The sequence below is a fragment of the Pseudomonas sp. MH9.2 genome (assembly GCF_034353875.1).
GTDB lineage: Bacteria > Pseudomonadota > Gammaproteobacteria > Pseudomonadales > Pseudomonadaceae > Aquipseudomonas.
In genome coordinates, this window is sequence record NZ_CP133784.1 from 20,701 (window position 1) to 47,587 (window position 26,887).

At 58.0% G+C, this 26,887-nt stretch carries 20 protein-coding genes; 11 read left to right on the forward strand and 9 right to left on the reverse strand.

Going from position 1 to position 26,887, the window contains the following annotated elements; translation table 11 throughout:
- Nucleotides 1-21: 21 nt before the first annotated feature.
- Nucleotides 22-1,380, reverse strand: coding sequence for a cache domain-containing protein (locus RHM55_RS00090; protein WP_322178949.1), 1,359 nt, complete (start codon nucleotides 1,378-1,380; stop codon nucleotides 22-24).
- Nucleotides 1,381-1,625: 245 nt separating this feature from the next.
- Here RHM55_RS00090 and RHM55_RS00095 point away from each other — a divergent pair, with 245 nt between their 5' ends.
- The 10 genes from RHM55_RS00095 to RHM55_RS00140 all read left to right on the forward strand — a co-directional run bounded on the left by RHM55_RS00095 (nucleotide 1,626) and on the right by RHM55_RS00140 (nucleotide 18,426).
- Complete coding sequence (locus tag RHM55_RS00095; protein ID WP_322178950.1) at nucleotides 1,626-3,686, forward strand: carbon starvation CstA family protein; 2,061 nt, start codon at nucleotides 1,626-1,628, stop codon at nucleotides 3,684-3,686.
- Between the two features lie 27 nt (nucleotides 3,687-3,713).
- A complete protein-coding gene (locus RHM55_RS00100; protein WP_322178951.1) occupies nucleotides 3,714-3,917 on the forward strand; it encodes a YbdD/YjiX family protein in 204 nt (67 codons plus the stop codon).
- A 369-nt stretch (nucleotides 3,918-4,286) separates the two neighbouring features.
- A complete protein-coding gene (locus RHM55_RS00105) occupies nucleotides 4,287-5,324 on the forward strand; it encodes a zinc-dependent alcohol dehydrogenase family protein (protein WP_322178952.1) in 1,038 nt (345 codons plus the stop codon).
- A gap of 37 nt (nucleotides 5,325-5,361) precedes the next feature.
- Complete coding sequence (locus RHM55_RS00110; RefSeq protein ID WP_322178953.1) at nucleotides 5,362-6,630, forward strand: acetate/propionate family kinase; 1,269 nt, start codon at nucleotides 5,362-5,364, stop codon at nucleotides 6,628-6,630.
- 102 nt (nucleotides 6,631-6,732) lie between these two features.
- Nucleotides 6,733-8,916 (forward strand): ornithine decarboxylase, encoded by a 2,184-nt coding sequence (locus RHM55_RS00115; protein WP_322178954.1) that lies wholly within the window; start codon nucleotides 6,733-6,735, stop codon nucleotides 8,914-8,916.
- Between the two features lie 84 nt (nucleotides 8,917-9,000).
- Nucleotides 9,001-10,341, forward strand: a complete 1,341-nt coding sequence (gene potE / locus RHM55_RS00120; protein WP_322178955.1) for a putrescine-ornithine antiporter — start codon at nucleotides 9,001-9,003, stop codon at nucleotides 10,339-10,341.
- Between the two features lie 130 nt (nucleotides 10,342-10,471).
- Nucleotides 10,472-12,973: a phosphoketolase family protein gene (locus tag RHM55_RS00125; RefSeq protein ID WP_322178956.1), complete on the forward strand. Its 2,502-nt coding sequence runs from the start codon at nucleotides 10,472-10,474 to the stop codon at nucleotides 12,971-12,973.
- Nucleotides 12,974-13,048: 75 nt separating this feature from the next.
- Nucleotides 13,049-15,565, forward strand: a complete 2,517-nt coding sequence (gene glgP, locus RHM55_RS00130) for an alpha-glucan family phosphorylase (protein ID WP_322178957.1) — start codon at nucleotides 13,049-13,051, stop codon at nucleotides 15,563-15,565.
- Nucleotides 15,566-15,666: 101 nt separating this feature from the next.
- The gene (locus RHM55_RS00135) at nucleotides 15,667-17,961 is read left to right on the forward strand and encodes an Orn/Lys/Arg decarboxylase N-terminal domain-containing protein (RefSeq protein ID WP_416151997.1); all 2,295 of its coding nucleotides are present in this window, start codon (nucleotides 15,667-15,669) and stop codon (nucleotides 17,959-17,961) included.
- Nucleotides 17,962-18,090: 129 nt separating this feature from the next.
- Nucleotides 18,091-18,426 (forward strand): DUF190 domain-containing protein, encoded by a 336-nt coding sequence (locus RHM55_RS00140; RefSeq protein WP_322178958.1) that lies wholly within the window; start codon nucleotides 18,091-18,093, stop codon nucleotides 18,424-18,426.
- On the opposite strand, the gene RHM55_RS00145 is transcribed toward RHM55_RS00140, so the two are convergent.
- The 7 genes from RHM55_RS00145 to RHM55_RS00175 are packed head-to-tail and all read right to left on the reverse strand — an operon-like array spanning nucleotide 18,419 to nucleotide 24,720.
- Nucleotides 18,419-19,786, reverse strand: a complete 1,368-nt coding sequence (locus tag RHM55_RS00145) for an ATP-binding protein (RefSeq protein ID WP_322178959.1) — start codon at nucleotides 19,784-19,786, stop codon at nucleotides 18,419-18,421. The two genes, RHM55_RS00140 and RHM55_RS00145, sit on opposite strands and share 8 nt — an antisense overlap.
- Nucleotides 19,783-20,445, reverse strand: coding sequence for a response regulator (locus RHM55_RS00150; protein WP_322178960.1), 663 nt, complete (start codon nucleotides 20,443-20,445; stop codon nucleotides 19,783-19,785). Before RHM55_RS00150 ends, RHM55_RS00145 begins: the two co-directional genes overlap by 4 nt.
- Before the next feature lie 12 nt (nucleotides 20,446-20,457).
- Nucleotides 20,458-21,102 carry a tetratricopeptide repeat protein gene (locus RHM55_RS00155; RefSeq protein WP_322178961.1) on the reverse strand — a complete coding sequence of 215 codons (645 nt, stop codon included), beginning with the start codon at nucleotides 21,100-21,102 and terminating at the stop codon, nucleotides 20,458-20,460.
- A 5-nt stretch (nucleotides 21,103-21,107) separates the two neighbouring features.
- Complete coding sequence (locus tag RHM55_RS00160; RefSeq protein ID WP_322178962.1) at nucleotides 21,108-21,908, reverse strand: SDR family oxidoreductase; 801 nt, start codon at nucleotides 21,906-21,908, stop codon at nucleotides 21,108-21,110.
- Nucleotides 21,895-22,575 carry an iron-containing redox enzyme family protein gene (locus tag RHM55_RS00165; RefSeq protein ID WP_322178963.1) on the reverse strand — a complete coding sequence of 227 codons (681 nt, stop codon included), beginning with the start codon at nucleotides 22,573-22,575 and terminating at the stop codon, nucleotides 21,895-21,897. Before RHM55_RS00165 ends, RHM55_RS00160 begins: the two co-directional genes overlap by 14 nt.
- Nucleotides 22,572-24,053: an AMP-binding protein gene (locus tag RHM55_RS00170; protein WP_322178964.1), complete on the reverse strand. Its 1,482-nt coding sequence runs from the start codon at nucleotides 24,051-24,053 to the stop codon at nucleotides 22,572-22,574. The genes RHM55_RS00165 and RHM55_RS00170 overlap by 4 nt, the downstream gene beginning before the upstream one ends.
- The gene (locus RHM55_RS00175; protein ID WP_322178965.1) at nucleotides 24,043-24,720 is read right to left on the reverse strand and encodes a thermostable hemolysin; all 678 of its coding nucleotides are present in this window, start codon (nucleotides 24,718-24,720) and stop codon (nucleotides 24,043-24,045) included. The genes RHM55_RS00170 and RHM55_RS00175 overlap by 11 nt, the downstream gene beginning before the upstream one ends.
- Nucleotides 24,721-24,911: 191 nt before the next feature.
- Between RHM55_RS00175 and RHM55_RS00180 the strand changes: the two genes are divergently transcribed.
- Complete coding sequence (locus RHM55_RS00180; RefSeq protein WP_322178966.1) at nucleotides 24,912-25,463, forward strand: cytochrome b; 552 nt, start codon at nucleotides 24,912-24,914, stop codon at nucleotides 25,461-25,463.
- Between the two features lie 57 nt (nucleotides 25,464-25,520).
- Here the strand turns inward: RHM55_RS00180 and RHM55_RS00185 are convergent, their stop codons facing one another.
- Nucleotides 25,521-26,783 (reverse strand): arsenic transporter, encoded by a 1,263-nt coding sequence (locus RHM55_RS00185; protein WP_322178967.1) that lies wholly within the window; start codon nucleotides 26,781-26,783, stop codon nucleotides 25,521-25,523.
- Nucleotides 26,784-26,887: the final 104 nt, after the last annotated feature.

Genomic DNA, 26,887 nt, shown 5'->3' on the forward strand with positions numbered 1-26,887 from the left:
TTTGGCTTGTTGTTATGAGCACTACGCGAGTGAGCGAAGGCGGGTGGGGAGGGTAATGATCAATTCACTTCTGCCAGGGATCGACGACAGACTGAAGTGGCCGTTGAAGTGATCGACGCGCTCGCGAATGTTGCGCAAGCCGATCCCACCGTGGATCTCTTCAAGCCGATTGATATTGAACCCGACGCCATCATCGCATACCGATAGCCTGACCTGGGCCGGATCACCCTCCAGATCAATGTATACGTTATTGGCTTTGGCGTGACGTTCGATGTTGGTCAGCGCCTCCTGCAGGATCCTGAAAAGTGCCACGGGGGCGCCATCGACCAGTTGGACGTCGCCGAGGTTGTTTTCATAGTGAAGGGTCAAACCGCTTCGCAGTTCGAACTCTGTCACCAACTGGGCGACGGCGGCGGCCAGCCCCAGCGTGTCAAGCAACGAAGGGCGAAGATCATGAGAAATGCTCCGAACTTCGCCGATTGCATCCGCAAGCCGACCTATTCCTTGACGAAGGATGTCCTGGCCTTTTTCGCGTCCGGCCTCGAGTTCAAGGGCGGCCAGTTCAAACTGAAATTTGATTGAAACCAACACCTGGCTGATGCCGTCGTGCAGTTCACGCGAGAGCCGTGATCGCTCTTCTTCTTGAAGACTCACAATGCGTTGAGTCAAACCTTGCAGCTTTTTATCGGCTAGACGATGTTCGCTGGCGTTCAAGGTCAGCCCGCACGCAAAGACCAGCAACACGGCGACGAGGGCTACGACACCAATAGCGAGCATGGTGGTGTAGATGCCTCGGGCGACTTCTTCGCGAGCCTGATGGGTGGCGCGCTCGACGTCCTCAAGATAAATCCCGGTGCCGAGCATCCAGCCCCAGCGGTCGAGCATCACGACGTACGCCAGTTTGTCGGTGACCTGTCCGGTCGAGGGCTTTTCCCATGCGTAATGTTGAAACCCGTCGCCGGACTGCGCGCTTTTTAGTAACGCCTGAATCACCGGTAACCCATGGGGGTCGGTCATGCTCCACAAGTCTTGGCCCACCAGCGCGGCCTGACGGGGGTGCATCAGACTGCGGCCGTTATGGTCATAGACGAAGAAATAGCCGTTGATGCCAAAACTTAGCTTTGCCAGCTCATCAAGGACTTTTTGCTTGGTTTGCTCATCGTCCCGACCGCTCTCATACACCGGGGCAAGCGCGCTCATCGCCATTTCTACGTAGTTTTTCAGCTCCGCACGTTTACTGGCCAGAATACTGTCTTCAATCAGCTGCGCCTGCTGTTCACCCAGACGCTGGTTTTGGAATATGACCAGCGCGCTGATGACCCCAACGGCCAATATCAGGGGCAGGATGCCGAGGGCGACGATTTTGTATTTGAGTTGCATGACGAGTGAAATCCAGGCTGACGGGTTTGCCTAAAGAGGGCTAGACACCGATTGTCGAACGACTTGATGGCACATGGTAGCCGCGTAAGGCGGCAATTGACCCGCGTAGTTCTACGTAGAAGTCTTAGTAGTACTGCGGATGTTTATACCCGCGTAGTGCGCGGATAGTAGTTAAGCCCTTTTTTACGGGGCATAACAATAACAACTATCGCCGCAGGGCTACGTTCCTCGGCAGGAGACCCACAATGACTCGACTGACCAAACATCTTGCTTGGTTCGCCGTTGCCTGCTTGGGGGCAATTGCATTGGGTGTCGTCGCGCTGCGCCGCGGTGAAGCCATCAACGCACTCTGGATCGTGGTCGCCGCCGTGGCGATTTATCTGGTTGCCTACCGTTATTACAGCCTGTTCATCGCCACCAAAGTGATGCAGCTGGACCCTAATCGCGCCACCCCTGCGGTCGTCAATAACGATGGTCTGGACTATGTGCCGACCAACAAACATATCCTTTTTGGTCACCACTTTGCCGCCATCGCTGGCGCCGGCCCTCTGGTCGGCCCGGTGCTTGCGGCGCAGATGGGGTATCTGCCCGGTACGCTCTGGCTGATTGCCGGGGTGGTGTTCGCCGGTGCGGTGCAGGATTTCATGATTCTGTTCCTGTCCACCCGGCGCAACGGTCGCTCCCTGGGCGAGATGGTGCGTGAAGAAATGGGCCGTGTGCCCGGCACCATTGCCTTGTTCGGTTGCTTCCTGATCATGATCATCATCCTTGCGGTGTTGGCGCTGATCGTGGTTAAAGCGTTGGCGGACAGCCCATGGGGCATGTTCACGGTGCTGGCGACGATCCCGCTTGCGATGTTCATGGGCGTCTACATGCGCTACATCCGTCCGGGTCGCATTGGCGAAATCTCGCTGATCGGTGTGATTTTGCTGCTGGCGTCGATCTGGACCGGCGGGCAGATTGCTGCGGACCCGGTCTGGTCCAAGGCCTTCACCTTCACCGGCATACAAATCACCTGGATGCTGGTCGGTTACGGCTTCGTCGCGGCGGTATTGCCGGTCTGGCTGTTGTTGGCACCCCGGGATTACCTGTCGACGTTCCTGAAAATCGGCACCATCGTTGCGTTGGCAATTGGCATCCTGATCATTGCGCCTGAGCTGAAAATGCCCGCGCTGACTCAGTTCACCGACGGCACCGGTCCGGTTTGGAAAGGCGCGCTGTTCCCCTTCCTATTCATCACCATTGCCTGCGGTGCGGTGTCCGGGTTCCACTCGTTGATCGCGTCGGGTACCACGCCGAAGCTGCTCGACAGTGAAGCCAACTCCCGTTACATCGGCTACGGCGCGATGCTCATGGAGTCCTTCGTGGCGATCATGGCCATGGTGGCGGCTTCGGTGATTGATCCGGGCGTGTATTTCGCGATGAACAGCCCTGCAGCGATTGTCGGCAGCGACGCGGTCACGGTTGCGCAAACCGTCAGCAGTTGGGGCTTTGCCATCACTCCAGACGCGCTGATTGCGGTGGCTAAAGACATCGGTGAAACCACTGTGCTGGCCCGTGCTGGCGGTGCGCCGACCCTGGCGGTCGGTATCGCGCAGATACTGCACCAGGTACTGCCGGGCAAAGACACCATGGCGTTCTGGTACCACTTCGCGATTCTGTTCGAGGCGCTGTTCATCCTCACCGCCGTAGATGCGGGGACCCGAGCCGGTCGTTTCATGCTCCAGGATTTGCTGGGTACCTTTGTACCGGCGCTTAAACGTACTGAATCCTGGACTGCCAACCTGATCGCGACTGGCGGTTGCGTCGCGATGTGGGGCTACTTGCTTTATCAAGGCGTGATCGACCCGTTGGGCGGGATCAACACCTTGTGGCCGCTGTTCGGCATCTCCAACCAGATGCTGGCCGGTATCGCGCTGATGCTCGCGACCGTCGTGCTGATCAAAATGAAGCGCCAACGCTACATATGGGTCACCCTGCTGCCAGCGGTGTGGCTGCTGATCTGCACCACCATGGCCGGCTACATCAAGCTGTTCGATCCGAGCCCGGCGGTTGGCTTTCTGGCTTTGGCGACCAAGTACCGCACGGCGCTGGATGCGGGTCAGGTATTGGCCCCGGCCAAGACTATCGATCAGATGCAGCACGTGATTTTCAACGCGTACACCAACGCTACCCTGACTGCGCTGTTCCTGTTCGTGGTGTTCAGCATCCTGTTCTATGCGATCAAGGTCGGTGTGGCGGCGTGGGGCACCAAAGAGCGTACGGATAAAGAAGCGCCATTCCAGGCGCTGCCAGACGCACGATGAGCCTGGGTTTCAACGGAGGAGCTGCCTATGTTCAATGACCTGAGTCGACTCGGGAAATACCTCGGCCAGGCCGCCCGCCTGATGGTGGGCATGCCTGACTACGATAATTACGTCGAGCATATGCAGATCACCCACCCCGATAAGCCGGTGATGACCTACGAAGCGTTCTTTCGTGAACGTCAGGAGGCGCGTTACGGCGGCGGCAACGGGCAGTCTCCCCGCTGCTGTTGATCGTCTGTCTTGATAGAGCAACACGCCACGCCTTGTCGTGGCGCGTTGCGTTTGGGCACAAACCGAGGCCTGCGTTTAGTCTTGGCCAACGCTACAAACATCCCGCAGACGATAGTGGACCCGGTGCAACGCCGCGAGCAGTCCGGTTTTTGGAGGCGGGCGGTTCACTGACCCAGATCAACCGACGCAAAATTCAGCCTGTTATAAATATCAGCCTATGCTGCACATGAAATTCGGGTTTCGGGTCGACAAAAGGGGTGAGGTTTGCCCCGTTAATGGCGTTGACGTTTAGAAAGTGCCAGCCCCGGTTGACGTGCCGACAGGGAGCCCAATGTGATGGTTTACGCCTTAGCTGAGGAGTGACATTAAGTGAAAGCTCTCGTTTATCAAGGTCCTGGCCAGAAATCCTGGGAGGACAAAGCAAACCCTATCATCGAAAAGCCTACTGATGCTGTTGTGCGAATCCTGCACACCACCATCTGCGGTACTGATCTGCACATCCTTAAAGGTGATGTTCCTGCCGTCACAAAAGGACGGACGCTGGGCCATGAGGGCGTGGGCGTCGTGGAGGCGGTTGGTTCGGCTGTCCGTAACTTCAAGAAGGGCGATCACGTACTGATTTCGTGTGTCACCTCATGCGGCAGTTGCGCCAACTGTAAGCGTCAGCTGTATTCGCACTGTGCTGATGGCGGCTGGATTCTCGGCCACTTGATTGACGGTACCCAGGCACAACAGGTACGCATTCCGCACGCAGACAATAGCCTGTACCCGATTCCTGCTGGCGCCGATGAAGAAGCGTTGGTGATGTTGAGCGATATTTTGCCCACCGGTTTTGAGATCGGTGTGCTGTCGGGCAAGGTCAAACCGGGCGATTCAGTCGTCATCGTGGGCGCGGGTCCGGTCGGATTGGCGGCATTGCTCACTGCCCAGTTTTATTCTCCTGCCACCCTGATTGTGGTGGATGCCGATCCAAATCGGCTCGAAGTTGCCAAGCGATTCGGCGCCACTCACACCATTGACATCAACGTGGAGAATGCTGTCGATCGAATCTTCGCATTGACCGATGGGGTGGGTGTGGATGTTGCCATCGAAGCCGTGGGCATTCCTGCCTCCTTCGATACCTGTCAGCAAGTGATTGCTCCGGGCGGGCATATTGCCAACGTGGGTGTGCATGGCAAAAGTGTCGAGCTGCACCTGGAAAAACTGTGGATTCAAAACATCAATATCTCCACCGGCCTAGTCAACACCAATACCACGCCGATGTTATTGAAAACGGTGCAATCCGGAAAAATCGAGCCGGGCCAGCTCATCACTCATCGCTTCAAACTAGACAACATTCTTGAGGCATATGAGGTGTTTGCCAACGCGGCCAAAGAAAAGGCTATAAAAGTGATTCTGTCTCAATAAAGCGTCTTCGATCACTGCCCGATACTAAGGAAATCGTATGGATGATCAGGCACGCGTCTCATTGGGCCCGTCCACCGAGGGCTTGTTGCTTGTGATGAACGCAGGTTCTTCAAGCATCAAGTTTTCCATCTACCCATCCAGGCTGGATGATCAAGGGCAGCCCGTGGCCCGCGGTCATGGCAGCCTGGAGAGGCAGGGCAACGTATACCGGTTACGCTTTCGCGAGGTCGCCAGTGACGTGAATGTCGAGGAGCAGTGGCCGCAGACGGATGAGTCGGTCACCGACGAGACGTTGGGTCGTTTGGTTGAATGGATCGAACGCTACACCGGTGACACGCTTGCTGCCGCGGGCCACCGAATCGTTCACGGAGGCGAACGAAAGCAGGTCGCCGCCTTGATCGATGCGACGGTATTGAGCGAAATGGAAGCGCTGATACCGATCGCACCCTTGCATCAGCCTCTGTGTCTGGCCCCGGTGCGGTACTTGGCGCGCGAACACCCTCGACTGCCGCAAGTGGCGTGTTTCGATACTGCGTTTCACCACTCTCTGGATCGCCTGGAAACACTGTATGGACTGCCTCGTGCCTTGAGCGAGGAGGGCATACGTCGTTATGGGTTCCACGGTCTTTCCTACGAATACATTGCCAGTGTCTTGCCGGGCTACGATTCGCGTGCGGCGGCGGGTCGGACCATCGTCGCCCACCTCGGTAATGGCGCAAGTTTGTGTGCCTTGCACGGGGGACTCAGCCGCGCCACCAGCATGGGTTTTACCACGCTGGACGGCATCCTTATGGGCACTCGCCCAGGCCATCTGGATCCCGGCATCCTGCTGTACCTCTTGCGCGAGCGAGGCATGACGGTCCAGGCGCTTGAGCATTTGCTCTATCACGAGTGTGGTGTGTTAGGCGTCTCTGGCGGAATTTCCAGCGACATGCGTGAACTGTCTGCCAGCCAAGCCCCTGAAGCCAAAGAGGCCATTGATGTCTATGTGCGTACCATCGTGCGCGAAATAGGGGCGTTTTCTGCCGTATTGGGCGGGCTTGACGCGCTGGTATTTACCGGCGGCATCGGCGAACACGCGGTCGCCGTGCGAGCCGCCATTCTAAAGGGCTGCGCCTGGCTTGGGCTGGACATGGATGAACCTGCAAACCAAAAGCACGGCCCTCGCCTGTCGCACCCTGACAGCCGGGTGGCAGCTTGGGTAATTCCCACCGATGAAGACAACGTAATTGCACGTCATACCTTGCAATTGCTGCACGCCAGCGCCGAATTCCGGGCGGCAAATAAGAAAACTGAAAGTTATTGAATTAACCACTCCCTGTACGTTCCATTCCTGAGTTGCCGAGCGGTTGTCTGTCAGCCTGCGGATACGAATGGATTGACAACACAACGGTATAAGGAGAAAGCGATGAAGCAGTTGAAAGTGGCTTCCAGCGTTGCTGCACAGGCCTGTTTTCTGACCTCGCGACAGGTTGTGGGTTTTGATCAAACCGATTTGACCGACATTGCCGCCGCCGTTCTCACGACGGAAGACGTGCGCAATGGAATGATCGAGGTGATTAGTAATTCCGGGTTCGATATTCCTGTTTTTTTTGCAGTTACCGCGCAGGACAAGTTCTCTCGTAACACGCTCCCCGGCATTGAAGATGTGTTGTTACAGATCAGTGGCGTATTCGATTTGGGCAGTGACAAGGCCGAGTTCTATGGCGACAAGCTGGAAACCGCTGCCCGGCGGTATGAGGACAATCTGCTTCCCCCCTTTTTCGGTGCACTCAAACGCTATGAGGAGCGTGGCAACTCAACGTTTGCTTGCCCAGGGCACCAAGGCGGACAGTTCTTTCGCAAGCACCCTGCCGGGCGTCAGTTCTTTGAGTTTTTTGGGGAGACGCTGTTTCGCTCCGACCGCTGTAACGCCGATGTGGAGATGGGGGATCTGTTGATCCACGAAGGCGTGGCGCTGGCCGCCCAACAACGTGCGGCTCAGATTTACAACGCGGATAAAACTTACTTTGTCCTCAATGGCACCTCGGCGTCGAACAAGGTCGTGACCAATGCGCTGCTGACGCCTGGGGATGTGGTGCTGTTCGATCGAAATAACCACAAGTCGGTGCATCAAGGCGCTTTATTCCAGGCGGGCGCCACGCCGCTTTATCTGGAAACAGCACGCAACCCCTACGGCTTTATCGGCGGTATCGACGCGCACTGTTTTGACGAAACGTACCTGCGTGAGCGTCTGCAGGAAATCATGCCCGAAAAAGCCGCTGCACCAAGGCCGTTCCGGCTGGCGGTGATTCAGTTGGGGACCTACGACGGTACGATTTATAACGCCCGTCAGGTAGTCGACAAGATAGGCCATCTCTGCGACTATATTCTGTTCGACTCGGCATGGGTGGGCTATGAGCAATTCATTCCCATGATGCGCGACTGTTCGCCAATGTTGCTGGAGCTGGGTCCTGATGACCCCGGCATTTTTGTGACGCAATCGATTCACAAACAACAGGCCGGTTTCTCTCAAGCATCGCAAATCCACAAAAAAGACCGTCACATTAAAGGGCAGGATCGCTACTGCAATCACCATCGCCTGAATAACTCGTTCATGGCGCAGGCGTCGACCAGTCCGTTCTATCCACTGTTTGCCTCGCTCGATGTCAATGCCCGCATGCACAGCGGCCGCAGCGGCCTGCGTTTGTGGAGCGAGTGCGTACGCGCCGGTATTGAGGCGCGCAAAATGGTGATGGACAACTGCACATTGATCAGGCCGTTCGTGCCGCCGACTATCGATGGCAAATACTGGCAGGATTATTCCACCGACGAGATTGCCAGCAACCTCAAGTTTTTCATGTTTCACCCCGATGAACGCTGGCATGCGTTCGAAGGGTATAACGAGCAGCAATACTTCATTGACCCGTGCAAGTTGTTGTTCACCACGCCGGGCATTGATGCAGTCACCGGCCAATACACAAGCTTCGGGATCCATGCCGGTATCCTGGCGACCTTCCTGCGTCAGAACGGGATCGTGCCGGAAAAAAGCGACCTGAACTCGATTCTGTTTCTGCTTACGCCCGCCGAAGACAAGGCCAAGATGCACCACTTGGTGGCTCAGATAGCCCGGTTCGAGCGGTTTATCAAAGACGACGCGCCGTTGAGCAGCGTATTGCCCGGTATTTATGCCGCGCACGAAGCCCGTTATAAAGACTACACCATCGTTCAGTTGTGTCAGGAAATGCACAACCTGTATGCGCAGCATGACGTCAAACAGTTGCAGAAAGAGATGTTCCGGCAGTCGCACATGCCCGCAATCGCAATGGGCCCGCGCGACGCCAACCTGGAGTTCATCCGTGGCAACGTTGAGCTCATTCCTCTGGAAAGTGCGCAAGGGCGTATCGCCACGGAGGGCGCGTTGCCGTATCCGCCAGGTGTGCTGTGCGTGGTGCCCGGTGAGGTCTGGGACGGTGCGGCGCTGAAGTACTTCCTCGCACTCCAAGACGCTATCAATCAGTTCCCGGGGTTCACCCCGGAATTGCAGGGCGTGTACCTGAAACAAGAAGACGATGGCCGCCTGCGGGCTTATGGCTACGTGCTCAAGCAGTAACGACTCATCACCGTGGACGCCCACCAACCGGTGAGGCGTATCGATTAAACATGTCGTCGTTTCGGGCTGTAAAAGGGGTGGAACATGGGAACTGCAGTTAAAAAAATGAGTGTGGTGCAGCTGACCGTGCTGACGGCTGTCAACATGTTCGGGTCGGGCATTGTCATGCTGCCGAGCAAACTGGCGCAGGTCGGGACGATATCAATTTTCTCTTGGATCGTGACCGCGCTGGGCTCATTGGCACTGGCTTATGCGTTTGCCAAGTGTGGGCGCTTCAGCCGTAAGGCTGGCGGTATGGGGGGGTATGCCGAGTACGCGTTCGGGCGTTCGGGCAACTTCATGTCCAACTACACGTATGGCGTGTCGCTGCTGATCGCCAACATTGCAATCGCTATTACGGCAGTGGGCTATTCGGTCGTCCTGTTCAAAACATCGCTATCACCAGTTGCCACTGCGATGGCCGCTATCGCGCTGCTCTGGGTCACGATGTTTGCCAACTTCGGGGGGGCAAGGATCACTGGTCGGATTGGTAACGTCACCATTTGGGGGGTCATCCTGCCGGTTGTCGTCCTTTCGATAATCGGCTGGTTCTGGTTCGACTTCTCAACCTATCGAGCGGCCTGGAACCCCCATAACATGCCGTTTATGCAAGCAGTAGGGGCCTCGATCTCGATCACCTTGTGGGCTTTCCTGGGGCTCGAGTCCGCATGCGCCAACACCGATGCCGTCGAGAACCCGGAGCGTAATGTGCCGATCGCCGTGCTGGGGGGAACCTTGGCTTCAGCAGTGATCTACATCGTCTCGACCAACGTGATTGCGGGGATGATTCCCAATGCTGAGCTGGTCAGCTCGACGGCACCCTTTGGTCTGGCGTTTGCCACGATGTTTACGCCTCTGGTGGGCAACATTGTCATGGGCCTGATGATTGTGGCCTGTATTGGTTCGTTATTGGGGTGGCAGTTCACCATTGGCCAAGTGTTCAAGAGCTCGGCGGATGTCGGGTACTTCATGAAAATCTTCGGCAAGGTGACCAAGACCGATACGCCTGTCGCCGGTATGCTCGTCTTGTTGGCATGCCAGACAGCGTTGTCGTTGATGACCATCAGCCCGGACCTGAGTGGGCAGTTCGACCGACTCGTTAATCTGGCGGTGGTGACCAATCTGGTCCCCTATCTGATGTCCATGGCGGCCTTGATGACGATTCAACAAGCCGCAAACGTAACCCCGCGCCAGGCGTTACTGGCTAATATTGTCGCTTACATTGCCGCAGCCTACAGTTACTACGCACTCTTCAGCGCCGGTGCAGACGCGATGATGCTGGGTGGCATTGTGACGATGTTGGGTTGGACATTGTACGGTACTGTTTCCCGACGTTTTATGAAGGACGGAAGCCCTCAGCCAGTCGGCGAAAAGCTATCGGTTTGATAATCAAGAAACACTGAAGGGTAGTAGACAATGTGCAACTGTCTTCTACAGTCAGACGGCTCCCGGGCAGTCTGTTTGCAATGGACCTGCTGTTGCGGAAACGTCTACAACGCCGTCCTATGGAGTCGTTATGTATATTTTCAACCCGCTGCTGTCCAGCGCTGATAACCCGTCAGCCGTACCGATCGCGTCGCCTGAACTTAACGACGTCGGTCCACTCTCCGCCGACCTGCTTGATCGCATGCATCGTTACTGGCTCGCCGCCAATTACCTGTGTGTCGGGCAGATCTACCTCAAGGCCAACGCGCTGTTGCGCGAGCCCCTGACTGCCGAGCACATCAAGCCGCGCCTGCTGGGACATTGGGGAACATCGGCGGGGCAAAACTTCATCTACGTGCACTTGAACAGGCTCATCAGCGAGCAGCATGTCGAGATGGTCTATATCTCTGGACCCGGGCATGGCGGCCCTACGCTCAATGCCTGCGCCTGGCTGGAGGGCACTTACAGCGAGGTGCACGCTGAGATAACGCCGGACGAGGCGGGCATGTTGCGGTTTTTCCGCAGTTTCTCCACGCCAGGCGGCGTGCCCAGCCACTGTGGTCCGCACACGCCCAATTCCCTGCATGAGGGCGGCGAACTGGGTTATTCGCTGGTGCATGCCTTCGGCGCTGCGTTTGACAATCCCGAGTTGCTGGTGACCTGCGTGATTGGTGATGGCGAGGCCGAGACATGTCCACTGGAGGGCAGCTGGAAGAGCATCCGTTTTCTCAATCCCCGCGACGATGGTGCGGTGTTGCCGATTTTGCACCTCAATGGTTACAAAATCTCCGGCCCCACCGTGGAAGCGCGCACAGACGATGCCGACCTTGTCGAGCTGTACCGTGGACGCGGTTATGAACCGATTATTGTCGCGGGCGACGATTTGCCAGGCATGCATCAACGTTTTGCGGCGGCCCTGGATGCGTCCTACGCCAGCATACGTGACATCCAGCGTCGTGCGCGGAACGAGGGGCTGGTCGAGCGTTTGCGTTGGCCGATGATTATTTTGCGCAGCCCTAAAGGCTGGACCGGGCCGAAGGTGGTCGACGGTCTGCCGGTCGAAGGCACATTCCGCGCGCATCAGGTGCCACTGGCCAATGTGATCCAGAATCCACAACACTTGGCCCAGCTCGAGGCCTGGATGCGCAGCTATTCGCCACAGACGTTGTTTGATGACAACGGTGCGCTGGTGCCTGAACTGCAGGCACTGACCCCGCCGGCCGCGTTGCGTATGGGCGCTGTTCCTCACGTCAACGGCGGGCGAGTGCTGACCGCGCTAGACCTGCCAGACTTTGCCGACTATGGCCTGGAAGTGCCAGGGCCAGGCGAAGTGATCGCTGAGGCGCCGCGCAAGCTGGGCGAATACTTGCGTGACGTGATTCGCTTCAACCCTACCAACTTCCGCGTGTTCGGGCCGGATGAAACCAATTCCAACCGACTCAATGCGGTGTTTGAAGCCACCAACCGAACGGCTACGGGACCGGTACTCGAGATCGACGATCACCTCGCGCCCAATGGCCGGGTGATGGAGGTGCTCAGCGAGCATTTGTGCGAGGGCTGGCTGGAGGGTTATTTGCTTACGGGGCGCCACGGCATGTGGTCGACCTATGAGGCTTTCGCCCAAGTCGTCGACTCCATGGTGACGCAACATGCCAAATGGTTGCAGCAGAGTCGCGAGTTTCAGTGGCGCCGCCCATTGGCCTCGCTCAATGTGCTGCTCACCAGCCATGCCTGGCGCAACGACCATAATGGTTTCAGTCATCAGTCCACGGGCTTTGTCGACAATGTGTTGCAACGTCGTTCCGACGTGGTGCGGGTGTACTACCCGCCGGACTCCAACTGCCTGGTCAACGTGTTCGATCACTGCTTGCGCAGCCGCAATTACGTGAACGTGGTGACCTGCGGCAAGCAGCCGGATTTCCAGTGGCTGGATTTCGACGCTGCGCTGAAACACTGCTCTCAAGGCGCATCGATCTGGAATTTCGCCAGCAGCGATGAGGGTGACGATCCCGATGTGGTGTTAGCGTGCGCTGGCGATGTACCGACCACCGAGGCGGTGGCGGCGGCATGGCTGCTGCAGAAATATGTCCCCGGCATCCGCGTACGGCTGGTCAATGTCGTGGACCTGTGCATTCTCAGCAACCCGGAAACGCGCCCCCACGGTATGGATCATGGGTCGTTTGAGGCCTTGTTCACCCGTGATGCACCGGTGATGTTCGCCTTCCATGGTTCTACCTGGGTCATCCACTCCATGGTGCATGGCCGGGCCAACGAAGCCCGCTTCCATGTTCGTGGTTTCTCTGATCGGGGCACCACGACCACACCGTTTGACATGGTGGTGCTTAATCAGATGAGTCGCTACCAACTCGCTATCGACGCATTGAGCCATGTGCCGCGCCTGTGTGTTCATAGCCAGAATGCGGTGAGTTATTTCGAAAGCCAGTTGCGCAAGCATCACACGTACATTCGCGAGCACTTCGAGGACCTTCCAGAGATACGCAATTGGCACTGGACCGCTGACTTCAGCCAGCCTGACAGCCCGCCGCCATTAGCCAAGGGGCATGTAAGAGGCCAGCTCTTTACCGATGCCTGAGCGGTTTCGACATCCGGTTACGCTTGAGGTGTGGCCGGACCCCAGTTTGTCCCCAGTTCGTATAAGGGCCAGTCCATGCAGTCTCCTTGCAACGATCTTGATCCGAGCTTTCAAACCCTGCGCCAACTGGCGTTTGATCAGTCCATCCGTTGGTCGTGTCTGAATGATGATATCTGGCGCAGTCTCGACCATGAATTATGGGAACTGACCCATAATCCCTGTGTGGTGCTCAACGCGGTTTCCGACCAGAAGATCAACCTCCTGCTGGGCAACAGTCATTTTCATGCGCGGGTTACCCGCATCGCCGAGATCCATCGGGATATCCTCGCTCAGCCCTCATGGTTCGAGCGCGAACAGCCTGACGCTGATTTGCATCAAGTGGCCTACTTCTCCATGGAGTACATGCTCAGCGAGGCACTGCCGATTTACTCGGGAGGGTTGGGCAATGTCGCGGGCGATCAGTTGAAAGCCGCCAGCGACCTGGGTGTTCCGGTGGTGGCTGTCGGCATGCTTTGGCAGCAAGGGTATTTTCGTCAGGAAATCGGTTTTCAGGGTGACCAGCAAGCGTTGTACCCGGTCAATGACACGCGTCAATTGCCGGTGGAGCCCTTGTTGCGCCCCGATGGCAGTTTGTTACGTCTGTCCGTGCAACTGCCAGGTCTGACGGTCTGGGTGCGGGGTTGGCAGGCAACGGTGGGCCGTAATAAATTGTTGCTGCTCGACAGTAACGACCCGGCCAATCCACCCCCGTTCCGGCTGATCACCGGTGAGCTGTATGGCGGCGATGTGGAGATGCGTCTTCGCCAGGAGGTGGTGTTGGGTATTGGTGGATGGCGTTTACTGGAGGCCGCAGGTTACACGCCGGATGTCTGTCATCTAAACGACGGCCACGCCGCTTTCGCGGTGCTTGAACGGGCCCGCAGCTACATGCAGGCGAACAAGGTCGGGTTCGATGTCGCGATGACCGCCACCCGTGCCGGTAATGTGTTCACCACCCATACACCGGTCGAGGCCGGTTTCGACCGTTTCCCCTCGGAGCTGATCAGCAAATACATGGGGCGCTATGTCGAAACTGAGCTGGGTCAGCCTTTGTCGGCCATTCTGGCGCTGGGACGGCAGAACGCTGATGATGCGCAAGAACCCTTCAATATGGCGTTCCTGGCGATGCGTTGTGCAGGTGCGGTCAATGCAGTGAGCCGTCTGCATGGGGCAACCTGCCGCCACATTTTCCAGAGTCTGTTTCCACGCTGGCCCCGCGATGCCGTGCCGGTCGGGTACGTGACCAATGGCGTTCATCTGCCGACATGGGTATCACTCGAGGCCGAGTCGCATTGGCAAGCCTTGCACGGGGGCGATCTGCCTTGGCGCGGCACCAGTGAGTCGCGGGTCAGCGAGTTACTGGAGCAGGTCGACGACGGGCAGATCTGGCGTTTGCGCCAGCAGGCCAGGACGCTGTTGTTCGAGTTCGTCCGCACGAGTCTGGCGCGCAGCGAGGCCATTCACGGAGCCTCGCTGGAGGCCATTGAGTCGGCGGGTGCCCTGTTCAACCCGCAGGTTTTGACGCTGGGCTTTGCCAGGCGCTTTGCCTCGTATAAACGGCCTAACCTGTTGTTACAGGACCCCGACAGGCTGCTGCGTATTCTCAATCATCCAACCCGGCCAGTGCAGTTACTGATCGCCGGCAAGGCGCATCCGGCCGACATCGTCGGGCAGCAGATGATTCGTGACTGGCATGCGTTTATTCGCCGTCCGGAGGTTAACGGGCGTGTGGCGTTCCTCGAAGACTACGATATGCGCGTAGCACGCCATTTGGTGCAAGGGGTCGATGTTTGGGTCAATACCCCACGCCGTCCGTGGGAAGCCAGCGGCACCAGTGGGATGAAAGTCCTGGCCAACGGCGGGCTGAACCTGTCCCAGCTCGATGGCTGGTGGGCCGAAGCATGCTCAGAGGAGGTGGGCTGGGGGATTGGCGATGGTGCCGAGCATGCTGACGATTACGACAGTGTCGACGCTACCCAGCTTTATTCGTTGCTTGAGGATGAGGTGGTGCCTGCTTTTTATGAGCGCGATGCAGAGGGCATTCCCAGGCAATGGATCCGGCGCATGCGCTGCAGCATGGGAGCGCTGGTGACACAGTTTTCCGCCGACCGGGCCGTGCGCGACTACACCCAACATTATTATCTGCCCGCCGCCACGGGCTACCGGGCGCGCGCGGCTGATGAAAGCCGACTGGCCGTGCAACTCACTCGTGAACGCGAGGATCTGAATGTTCGTTGGGCTCATATCCGCTTTCTGCATCTGGACATGCACCAGCAGATGGGCCACTACGCTGCAACGTTACACATGGACCTTGATGGACTGTCCCCGGGCCAACTACGCGTGCAGCTGTATGCCGAAGGTCTGGAGGGCGCGCCCGCTGATATTCAGGACATGGTGATCGACCCGATGGCACTGTCCGGAGGTGTTTTGATCTATCGCGCCGAGGTACCTGATGATCGTCCTGCCCAGGCTTATACCGCGCGCGTGATCGTCAATGGCGCCACTGGGCTGGAGGTCCCGCTGGAGGTCGGTCTCATTGCCTGGCAGCGTTAACGTGCCTTTTCACAGCGCTAGGCTATAGACGCTGAACATCTCATGCCGAGGCCTGCGGTTGCGGGCCTCGAGTTACCCTTTTTATCTGTCTGGAAGACACTATGTCCTTTGATCAGCAAAATCGTCTTGGCATGAAAGCACTGCTTATCCATGAAGATCTTGCTGCCAATACGGCGGCGGGCCGCGCCGTCAGGCAACTGGCGCAAGAGCTGGAAAAACGCCAGGTTGAGGTCCTGCTGGCACAGTCGGCGCTGGATGCCACTGTTCTGATTCACTCAGACCCTATGGTGCAATGCGTGTTACTCGATTGGGAGTTGGCCCTCGACGACAGTCATGCAATAGCCAACAGCGTATTGGATGCTGTGCGTGAGCGCAGCGAGACGCTGCCGATTTTTCTGCTGGCTGATCGCAACAGTGCAGCAACCATCCCGCTTGACGCCATGCAGAAATCAGACGACTTCATCTGGTTGCTGGAAGACACCACCGCGTTTATCAGCGGGCGCATCGTCGCTGCCATTCAGCGTTACCGTGAGGCCGTGCTGCCACCGATGTTTGGTGCGCTGGTACGCTTCTCGCAAGTGTACGAATACTCTTGGCACACGCCCGGACATACCGGCGGTACAGCGTTTCTGAGGTCGACGGTAGGACGGGCTTTTTTCGATTTTTTCGGTGAAAACCTGTTCCGCTCGGACTTGTCGATTTCAGTGGGCGAGCTGGGTTCGTTACTCGATCATTCTGGGCCCATCGGTGCCAGCGAAGTGTACGCAGCGAAGGTCTTCGGGGCTCATCGCACGTATCACGTCACCAATGGTTCATCGACCTCCAATCGGGTGATCCTGATGGCCAGCGTCACACGTGACCAAGTGGCATTGTGTGATCGCAACTGCCATAAGTCGGTCGAGCACGCGATGACCATGTCCGGGGCGATTCCGACCTACCTGATTCCCTCGCGAAATCACTACGGTCTGATCGGGCCGATACCTCCCCAGCGCCTGAGCCCCGAGGCCGTGCGCGACGCCGTGGCGAGCAATCCATTGGTGCGTGACGGGTTCGACCCGACGCCGATGCACGCGATCGTCACCAACTCCACCTACGACGGACTTTGTTACAACGTCACCCAGGTCGAGAAGCTGCTCGGTCAAAGCGTCGACCGCCTGCATTTCGACGAAGCCTGGTTCGGTTATGCGCGCTTCAACCCGATCTACCGAGAGCGTTTCGCCATGCATGGCGAGCCAGCAGACTACAGCGCGGACAGGCCGACTGTGTTTGCGACCCAATCCACACACAAGTTGCTGGCGGCGCTGTCCCAGGCTTCGATGATCCATGTGCGCGATGGTCGCCGGCCTATCGAACATGCGCGGTTCAATGAAGCGTTCATGATGCATGCTTCGACTTCGCCGAACTACGCAATCATCGCCTCCAACGATGTCAGTGCGGCAATGATGGACGGCCCTGGTGGCAAAGCCCTGACGGGCGATGCAATTCGCGAGGCGATTGCTTTTCGACGCATGGTGCCGCGACTCAACGAAGAGTTCCAGGCCCGGGGCGAATGGTTTTTCAATGTCTGGCAGCCTGACACTGTCATCGATCCCGAGAGTGGCGAAGTGGTGCCGTTCCATACTGCCGATGAGGCTCTGCTGGCGAGTGAGCCTGAGTGTTGGGGGCTAAAACCCAATGCTGCCTGGCATGGCTTCGGTGACATCGAAGACGGCTACTGCATGCTTGACCCGATCAAGGTGTCGATCACCACGCCCGGGATTTTGCCCGGTGGCGGCATGAGCCAGCAGGGCATTCCTGCGGTGGTGCTCAGTGCCTACCTGGACCGGCAGGGCATCGTGGTGGAGAAAACCACCGACTTTACGATTCTGTTCCTGTTCTCTATCGGTGTGACCAAAGGCAAGTGGGGTACATTGGTCAGCACCTTGCTGGACTTCAAACGTGACTACGACGCCAACGCGCCACTGGACAGCGTGTTGCCGCCCCTGATCGCCGCGCACCCGCAACGCTACCGTGGCATGGGGTTGCGCACACTGTGCGACACCATGTTCCAGGCCATGTCCGAACTGCGCACCACTGAATCCATGTCTCGGGCGTTCTCTACCTTGCCGGTGCCCCAACTCAGTCCGGTCGCGGCATACGAGCAACTGGTGCGCGGCAATATCGAAGTCCTTACCCTCGAACAAATGGCGGGCCGCACCGTGGCGACCGGGGTGGTGCCATATCCGCCAGGCATCCCGCTACTGATGCCCGGCGAGAGCGCAGGGGCGGCGGATGGTCCAATTCTCGGCTACCTCAAGGCGCTGCAAGAGTACGACCGGCGCTTCCCGGGCTTCACCCATGACACCCATGGCGTCGAGGTGGAGGATGGGCGTTATTTAGTCCGATGCATTAAATAAACCCCAGGACGGTCCGGGCGACGGGGAGGACGGCGGCTATGCTGAAATCATGGCTGCTCATCGCTATCGGCGCGTTGCTCGGTGCCGGCTTCGTTTCAGCTGATTAGCGCACGCTAAAGGAGTTGGATCATGAAAGGTTTTCTGGTGATTTTCTTCACTCAGCAGAATCGTCGCTATCGCGGAAAAATGCTCGGTGACTGGGTCGTCGACCTGGCCAAAGAACTGGGGCTACGCGGCGCCACGCTATCGACGGGCATAGAGGGATTTGGCCATACAGGCCAGCTGCATTCCACGCACGTCTTTGAACTTGCCGATCAACCTACCGAAATTCGTATGGCGATTAGCGAAGACGAGTGCGCGCGCCTGTTCGAGCGCCTGGAGGCCGAAGACATCTCCTTGTTCTACATAAAAGCGCCGATCGAGCTGGGGACTGTCGGCAAAAAAGCCGACAAGCCCCTTAGTTGACCGGGAGTTCCAGTGTTGCGCAGAGACCGCCGTCTGGAAGGTTATCCAGATGTATCCGACCTTTCAGGCGAACCGCAATCGTTTGTACAATCGTCAGTCCAAGCCCTGCGCCCTGGTCGTTACCTCGACTGTAAAAACGCTCAAAGAGCCGCTCACGCTCTGCCTCGTTGATACCCGGCCCCTGATCTTCGACAGCCAGCTGGAAGTGTCCATTGATTTTTGTCAGGCGGACAGTGATCAGGCCATGTTCTGGAGAAAAGTTCGCGGCGTTGGTCACCAGGTTATTAAGCGCGATGTTAATCGCTACTGGGTCGGTATGGGTGATGTAAGGGACATCACTGACGTCGAAAGTCAGCTCAAGGCCCTTGCTCAGCAACCAGGGCGTAAGCTGAACGAGACCCTCTCGAACAGTCGCCGTCAGGTCAACGGTTTGCAGGGGCGGTGCTATCGACTGGGGTTCGAGCCTGGCCATGGTCAGCAACTGGTTAACCAAACGGCTGGTGCGGTCTACACCGACGATCAGGTATTCGAGTGACTCTCGTTTTTCTGCCTCGGTGCCCGCTTCCAGTAAATTCTGCGCATGCACCCGAAGTACCGCCAACGGTGTCCGCATTTCATGGGCCGCATCGGCAATGAAGCGTCGCTCTCGCCCCAGCACCTCCTGGATTTGCGAAAGCATTCGATTCAGCGCGGCCTGCATGGGTTCGAGTTCGCTGGGCAGCGGCTCGATTTGCAGGGGCTCCAGGGAGCCGGAGTGTCGAGCGCGCAGGGTCGCGGCCAAGTCGGCCAGAGGCTTGAGCCCCCAACCAATCGCCAGCCACATCACTGTGACCAGGATCAGGCTGCCCAACAGATTTGGCCAAAGGGTATGCTGAACGATACGGTCAACCAGATCCGTTCGCACATCGTTACGCTCGCCGACCCAGATATGCAGGCCGTACTGCACGTCGTCGAGAATGAATGTCCGCCACTGATGATTTTTCAGGTCAACGACATCGCTGAAACCTGTCTGGGAGGGGGGCAGGGTAAAGGTGGGGGCGCTGGCAGTGTGTACCAGCAGTTCGCCTTGATGATTCCATACCTGAAAAGCAATTTTGCTCTCATAGGGATGGCCATCGAGCTTGGGCGAGGCTTGGCTGAGGGCCTGATTGAAGGCCTGGTACAGTGCTGAATGGTCCTTGCTGGCCATTGGCATGCGCATGACGCCTTGCAGCAGGCGAGCGTTTTGGGCCAGTTGCGCGTCATAGACTTCGGCAATTTCATGATTACTGTCATGCAGGTTGAAGAAACTCATGATCAGCAGGCCCACAAGCAACAGGCCGAGAATCAGGGTCATGGTGCGCTTTCTGATTGACGTCATCGGCGCTCTTCAACCAGGTAACCGACACCGCGAATGGTCCGGATTAACTCAGAACTGAATTTTTTCCGCAGATTGTGGATGTGCACCTCGAGGGTGTTGCTTTCCGCTTCTTCGTTCCAGCCATAAAGCAGCTGGATCAATCGCTCGCGGGTCATCACCCGTCCTGGGGGAGAAAGCAGTTCATAGAGCAACTGGTACTCCTTGGGTGTCAGCGCAATCGGTGCGCCATGGTAAGTCACCTGTTGGGTACTCGGGTCCAGGCTGATATCGGCATGCTCGATCAGCACCCGGGCGCGTCCCGCACTTCGACGCAGCAGCGCGCGCAGGCGGGCTTTCAATTCGGCAAGGTCGAAAGGTTTGACCAGATAGTCATCGGCGCCTGCATCCAGACCGGCAATCCGGTCTTCGGTGGCATCGCGCGCGGTGAGGATCAGCACGGGCAGCGTGGAGCCGCTCTGGCGTAACTGGCGCAGCACTTCGAGACCGTCCATGCGTGGCAGCCCCAGGTCGAGCACGGCCAGATCAAAGGTTTCGGTGAGCAGCGAATGCAGAGCGCTGCTACCGTCTTTAAGCCAGTCAACGGTGTAACCCTCTCGGCTCAAGGCCTGATGAACACCTTCGCCCAGAGCGATGTCATCTTCGATAAGCAGTAGACGCACAGCTGACTCCTGTCAGTTAATTTTCTTGTTTACCTCGCCAAGCAACGCCTGGATCTCCTGGCGGCGACCTGTATCGGCGGTTTCCCGGCCAGGACGCGGTGGCGCTTGCAAGGCTTTGAGCAAGGCTGCCTTGGCTTCGACATAACGACCTTGACGATAAAGGTGGTCCCCCCAAAAGTACAGGCTGTCTATGCCAGTCGGGTTGAGTTGCAAGCCTTGTTTCAAGAGCTGTTCGGCTTTTTTCGCGTCGCCGAAGCCGATGGGCCAGCCGGGAACCCGATCATAGAGTGCGGCGAGGCTGGTATAAGCGGAGCCTTGCAGCGCATTCGGGTCCAGCGCTATCGCTTTTTCGAGATCGATACGCGCCGACTTGACCTTGCTCAATGCCCCCAGTCCGCCTTGAGCTCCGGCCCAACTGCTGGTAACGATACCGGACCAGACCCAGGCCTCGGCAACGGTTCCCCGGGACTGAGTGAACGCTGACGCTTGTGCTGCAAGCTTTTCAAACGCAGCCACACGTTGCTCAGCTGGCAATTCGTATTGGATATGGGCCCAGCTTTGCTGAATGGCAATCAGGCGTTCCTGATCCGCGCTTTCCAAGGCCCAGGCAGGGCTGCTCAAAACGCCGAGAAGCAGGTAGATGCAGAGCTTTTTCATGGTTTTTATTTCTCTTTTTCTTGCCGGACACTGAGTCGCCGGATCAAGGGCAGTTGTTTACGCAGGCTGCGGTCCACAAGGTTAGGCAGCAGGCTGTTCAAACGGACGAAGAAGCGTTCAGGCCAGCCCAGGTAGAGCTCGCGACGATCACCCGCAATCGCATGGATAACCGCCTGAGCGACGATGTGTGGGTCGTCGACGTTTGATTTCAGTGCGTCGGTCAAGGCCTGTGCGGCGGGGCTGTTCATAGAGGTGCGCGTCGCACGAGGCGCCACGTACAGCACGCCAACCCGGGTATCGGCCAGCTCGCGACGCAGGGCTTCGGAGAAACCGCGTAGCGCGAATTTGCTCGCACAATAGCTGGCGTAACCCGGAAAACCAATGGAGCCGTAGGTGGACCCCACATTAACGACCATGGCATTTTCAGCGTCTTTCAATAGAGGCAGAAACGTGCGCGTCAGGCAGATAGGGACGCTGATGTTCAACGTCAGCATGGCGTTGATTTCTGCATCGTCCAGCTGTTCGAGCATGGCGAAGTGGTTAACCCCGGCGGCATTGATCAGCAGGTTTACACCACCCATTTCCTCGGCCGTGGTGAAGACCTTTCTGCGGTCAGTGGCCGTCGTCAGGTCAGCTGATATCCAGCGCAGATTGTGCGGATAAAGCGCGAGTAGCCGCTCAAGTGGCGCTTTATGTCGGGCCACCGCCAACACCAGGGCGCCCTTCGCGCACAGGGCATCGGCAATGGCCAGGCCGATCCCGCCGCTAGCACCGGTCAGGACGACTCTTGCTTCAGAGAGCTGCATGCAAGGTCTCCTCGGCCGTAGCGCCCGGGAGGGCACGGAACATGTCGGCGTACAGTTTGTAGACGACTTTCGAGGCGTGGATGACGGCGGCTTGGTCGGTCGGGTCTTCCAGGCGATCCATCAACCGGCGATAGGTCTGCATGTGCGCCACGTCCAACTCCCCGTGAGAGCTCAAATAGCTGAAGGCAGTGGTGGGGAGTTCAAGGTGCTCGCGAATACTGTCGGCGGCATGTGTGGCCAGCGCAATGCTGGTGCCCTCGAGTACGTTGACCATCCCGAACAGGCCGACGGGATTGTCCCGCGCGATCAAGTCATAGAGGAAACCGACCATCAACTCGATCGGCAGTTCTGGGCGTCCTTCACGAACAGTATCGACGTCGCCACCGCAGGCCGAAATGTCATTCAGGATCCACTGTTCATGGCCGTACTCTTCGTCGATGTACTCACAGACGGCCCCTCGCAGCCATTCCAGGCGGATGGGCAGACGGGCGCCGCACGCCATCATCAATGGGACCGTGTGTCGAACGTGGTAATAGGCCTGGGTCAGAAAAGCGCGATAGCTTTCCAGGCTGACCCGACCGGCAAGGGCTTGGCGAATGATCGGTAAGTTAAATAATTCCTGGCGTTCGTGCTGGGTGGCTTCTTGCAGTGTGTCGAAGAAACTCATGATGCTGATACCTCAGGGTAAACCGATGAGATGAGTTGATGCCGGTAGCGTTCGAGGATGGCTTCGCGCCGTGGTCGACCATTGGCGGTGAGCAGGCCATTGGTCGGAGTAAAAGGTTGCTCCAGACGTGTCCATTGATGAACTTGGGCGTAGTCGGGCAAGTTTTCGTTTGCGAGGGCGACTGCGGCGGTGATTTCCTCGTCGGTGCAGTCCGGCTTGTGGGGCCACAGCAGCGCGTGGTTACGCGGCATTGCTTCGCCATACACAAAAGCCTGGGCGATATGGCTGCGTTGTGTCAGCTCGGCCTCGACCCATTCGGGATTGACGTTGCGCCCAAAACTGGTCACGAATTGATGTTTCTTGCGGCCGTTGAGGTAGAGATAACCCTCTGCGTCAAATTCGCCCAGGTCACCGCTGTGCCACCAACCCGTGGCCTCGGGCGATTCGCCCAGATAACCGAGCATTGGAGCGCCGCCAATCAACACTTCACCGTCCTCAGCCAAGCGGACCTTCACATGGGGCAAGGGCTTGCCGACACTGCCCAGGCGGTTGGCGCCGGGATGGTTCAGGCACACCACCGACGCGCATTCTGACAAGCCATAGCCCTCAAAGACCGGCAGGCCGATCCGTTGTGCGCGTAGCAACAACTCAACCGACACCCTGGCCCCGCCCACGGCGGCGAAGCGCAGTGTCGAGGCGTTGAATGCGCCGAGCTCGGCCGCGTTGACTAACAGCAGAAGCAGTTGCGGCACTAGGATCAGACTTTCGGGACGTCGTTCGGCAAGTGTGCCGAGCAGCCGGGGGATATCCACGCCACTGGCGCCCTGGATCCCGAGTTTTTTCTGACTCGGCAGGCTTAGCGTCGCACCCGCATAAAGCGCGGCATAGCACCCCAGGTTTTCCAGGAGAATGGCCAGAGGAAGCAGGGCGAGATGATGGTGAGACTCGGTAGCACGTGTGGCCAGGTCCAGTTCCCTGGCCACCCTTAGCAGGCTGTCGGCACTCAGGCATACGCCTTTGGGGGTTCCAGTGGTGCCTGAGGTGAACGTCAGCTTGGCTGTGCCTTGAGGCATGCGCGTTGTGCCGGAAAATGACCGGCGCCAGAACTCTCCGACCTGTGTATAGCCAGCCGTTGTCAGTTCAGGGGCCTGATCGGTGTCGGCGATGACCAGCTCGGCCTGGCTTTGCTCCAGGCAATGGTTACGTTGCGCGGGGCTGAAAAAAGGCGGTAACGTCAGGCAGGTAAGACCTTCGAACAGTGCCGCAAGGTCCCAAAGCAGTGCGTTCGGACCGTTCTCCAGGGCCAAGGCGACCACACTGATGCGTTCTTCGCGCAAGCGCTGTTGCCGATAGACGACTTCTGCGTACAGGGTGGCGTAATCCAGCCGCTGCGCATCTCCCCATAATGCCAGGACGTCAGGTTTTTCTTCGGCATGTTGACGAAGAATCTGTTTGAACCCTTCCAGTTCAGGCGACATGGTTGATCATCTCGGACGTCGATGGCAAACCGAGGCGATTGAATAGCCCCACGTTGCGTAAATGAATGAAGCCAGCACGGATATTGCCGACATGCACGGACGGCTGACTTTGGTAATAACTGCCCCAGGCATGTTGGTCTTCACCCAGTCGCTGCGGGTCGGCGGCACAGAGGGTCACGGGGCGCAATCCCAAGCGATGGAAGCTGTTGACCAGCCCAGCGTTACCGGTAAACGCCACCCACTCCAGCCCGCCCATCGCCAGTAGCCAGGTGAGGGTGATGATGCTCAGGCGTGCACTGCCGGTATCGCTTGCGGCGAGATTGCCGACCTCGACAATACCGATTCGGTCAACCGGGCGGCCAGCGGCCGCACAGATCAATGGTTCGATGGGTTCATCCAGATAATGCTCGAGAAACAGCGGCCCTGAAGCTCCCAGCCGCACTCCGGCAACGGCGCTCAGCCCTCCTGCGGAATGGCTCATCCCGAACAGTTCAGGCATGAATTGGCGTATCTCGGCCCCGTGAGCCAGGTGGAAGCGTTGTTGGATATAAGCTTCGAACTCTGAGCGTTTTGGTTCACCTGGCAGGGCCCTGACCAAGCTCATGTCAGGTGCGTCGGTGTTACCGAAATGCAGGGGTAACCGGATGTTCCAGTCGAAACCGGGCATTGAGAGGACTCCTCCCGTGGGTAGTCAGGTTCAGAGTATCGGCGTCAATTCTTAGCGAAGTCTGAAGGTTCGTCCAAGTACGTCTAAGGTCGTATCGGGTCAGTCTTCAGACTGGCTTAAGACTCGTCAGCCAAGGTGCTGATAGCCCAAATGACTCGGGCAGCACATCACGACACTTGAGAGGTCCGCTCATGAACAACAGCGCAGTGCCGCAACGTTATGGAAAACTATCGATCACTCTGCACTGGCTGATGCTGGCGCTATTCGTCGGTGTCTACAGTTGTATTGAAATCAAGGGGCTCTTGCCGCGAGGGCATGCGCTGAAGGGGATGTTTCTTGGGCTGCATTCACTGTTCGGGCTGGCGATCTTCGCGCTGGTGTGGGTCCGGTTGCTGGCCCGTTTGAAACCCAGTCCGCCCATTTTGCCGCGTCCACCAGGCTGGCAGATCGGCCTGTCGCACCTGACGCATCTGGCGCTTTACGGGTTGATGATCGCTACGCCGATATTCGCCTGGTTGATGTTAGGTGCCGGGGATAAACCGATCCCTTATTTCGATTTCGTGCTGCCTGCTCCGGTCAGCGTCGATCCAGCATTGGCGCGTCAGTTCAAGGACTGGCATGAGTTGCTCGGCAGTGCCGGTTACTGGCTGATCGGGTTGCATGCAGCGGCAGGGCTTTTTCACCATTACTGGGTGGGCGACAACACCCTGAAGCGGATTTTGCCCGGGCAGCGATCTGAGTAGTTGCCGTGTCCTGGATAGGTGACGGAATCGTCCTGTCGGCTGAGGCCTTGCCGGGCCTCAGACGCCACTGAGTGACAACGCCGCCAATGCGCCGATCAACGCGGGCGGCATCACCAGAATGCCCAGACGCAGGAAGTCGATAGCACTGACGTGTTCGCCTTCGCGGCGCACGGCAATAAGCCACAGCAGCGTAGCCAGCGAGCCGGTAATCGACAGGTTTGGCCCTAGGTCGACACCGATCAATAGTGCACTCGTGATGGCCGTGGGCAGATGATCGATCTGACCCACCGACCCGGCGATCAGGCCTGCTGGAAGGTTGTTGACCACGTTGCTGGCGATAGCCACGATGATCCCGGCACCCCAGGTCGCCTGGAGGGTGGAGTTTTTGGCCAGGGACGCCAATGCATGCGCCAGGGTATTGATCACGCCTGTCTGCGCCAGCCCCTCGACCAATACAAACAAGCCTGCCACCAGCGGCAGTACGCCCCAGGAAACGCCCTTGAGCACCGGTAGCGGGTTCAGACGCTGGCGTAAGTGGATGAGGCTCGCCGTCGCGAGCCCGGCACAGAAGGTCGGCAGACCCAATTGCAGGTCAAGCGCCGATGCCAACAGCAACAGCACCGCAGTCAGCACGATGCCGAATGCGGTCAGGCGTGCGCCACTCGACAGGGGTTGTAGGGTGATGACGGTTTCCAACGGCTTGCGAAGATGATTGCGCTGGGTGAAGCGCAGCACAATATAGGTCAGGCCGATCGCCGCGATGGAGGGCAGGGTGAACTGCCACAGCCAGGTCATCAGTGGTGGCATGTGGCTGCCAAAAACCACCAGGTTGGCAGGGTTGGAGATGGGCAATACAAAGCTTGCTGCGTTAGCGATGAAGGCGCAAACGAACAGATAAGGCAGAGGCTCTGCCTTGGCCGCTTTGGCCGCTGCGTAAACGGCAGGGGTCAGCACCACGGCAGTGGCGTCGTTAGATAGAAATATCGTCACCAGCGTGCCGACCAGGAACACCAAGTCGAACAGTCGTTGTCCCGACCCCCGGGCGTGTTGCGCTGCATACATGGCCAGCCAGTCGAAGAGTCCCTCCTGACGCGCCAGTTCAGCCAGCACCATCATGCCAATCAGAAACAGATAAACATCGCTGCCTTTAGCCATCGCCGCCAGGGCCGAGTGGAGCGGAATGAACCCCAGACCCGTCAGTAATACGGCGGCACACACCGCCCAGACATACTCAGGTACTCGCCATGGGCGCAGGATGATCCCGCAGGTTGCCAGGGCGGCCACTGTCCAGATGACCGTAGTTGGATCGAATGCAGGCATTGTTTTTACTCAAGCGTGAGGCTAAAGGCGAGATAACGGAAATTGAGCATCGCGAGGTAATCGGGATGACTTTATCGGCAGGCTGGAGGGGCTGTTCCGAGCCC

Bases quoted from the DNA above. Each gene is read 5' to 3' on its own strand.
- RHM55_RS00090 (WP_322178949.1), bottom strand. From the start codon at position 1,380: ATGCAACTCAAATACAAAATCGTCGCCCTCGGCATCCTGCCCCTGATA.
- RHM55_RS00095 (WP_322178950.1), top strand. From the start codon at position 1,626: ATGACTCGACTGACCAAACATCTTGCTTGGTTCGCCGTTGCCTGCTTG.
- RHM55_RS00100 (WP_322178951.1), top strand. From the start codon at position 3,714: ATGTTCAATGACCTGAGTCGACTCGGGAAATACCTCGGCCAGGCCGCC.
- RHM55_RS00110 (WP_322178953.1), top strand. From the start codon at position 5,362: ATGGATGATCAGGCACGCGTCTCATTGGGCCCGTCCACCGAGGGCTTG.
- RHM55_RS00115 (WP_322178954.1), top strand. From the start codon at position 6,733: ATGAAGCAGTTGAAAGTGGCTTCCAGCGTTGCTGCACAGGCCTGTTTT.
- potE (WP_322178955.1), top strand. From the start codon at position 9,001: ATGGGAACTGCAGTTAAAAAAATGAGTGTGGTGCAGCTGACCGTGCTG.
- RHM55_RS00125 (WP_322178956.1), top strand. From the start codon at position 10,472: ATGTATATTTTCAACCCGCTGCTGTCCAGCGCTGATAACCCGTCAGCC.
- glgP (WP_322178957.1), top strand. From the start codon at position 13,049: ATGCAGTCTCCTTGCAACGATCTTGATCCGAGCTTTCAAACCCTGCGC.
- RHM55_RS00135 (WP_416151997.1), top strand. From the start codon at position 15,667: ATGTCCTTTGATCAGCAAAATCGTCTTGGCATGAAAGCACTGCTTATC.
- RHM55_RS00140 (WP_322178958.1), top strand. From the start codon at position 18,091: ATGAAAGGTTTTCTGGTGATTTTCTTCACTCAGCAGAATCGTCGCTAT.
- RHM55_RS00145 (WP_322178959.1), bottom strand. From the start codon at position 19,786: ATGACGTCAATCAGAAAGCGCACCATGACCCTGATTCTCGGCCTGTTG.
- RHM55_RS00155 (WP_322178961.1), bottom strand. From the start codon at position 21,102: ATGAAAAAGCTCTGCATCTACCTGCTTCTCGGCGTTTTGAGCAGCCCT.
- RHM55_RS00160 (WP_322178962.1), bottom strand. From the start codon at position 21,908: ATGCAGCTCTCTGAAGCAAGAGTCGTCCTGACCGGTGCTAGCGGCGGG.
- RHM55_RS00165 (WP_322178963.1), bottom strand. From the start codon at position 22,575: ATGAGTTTCTTCGACACACTGCAAGAAGCCACCCAGCACGAACGCCAG.
- RHM55_RS00170 (WP_322178964.1), bottom strand. From the start codon at position 24,053: ATGTCGCCTGAACTGGAAGGGTTCAAACAGATTCTTCGTCAACATGCC.
- RHM55_RS00175 (WP_322178965.1), bottom strand. From the start codon at position 24,720: ATGCCCGGTTTCGACTGGAACATCCGGTTACCCCTGCATTTCGGTAAC.
- RHM55_RS00180 (WP_322178966.1), top strand. From the start codon at position 24,912: ATGAACAACAGCGCAGTGCCGCAACGTTATGGAAAACTATCGATCACT.
- RHM55_RS00185 (WP_322178967.1), bottom strand. From the start codon at position 26,783: ATGCCTGCATTCGATCCAACTACGGTCATCTGGACAGTGGCCGCCCTG.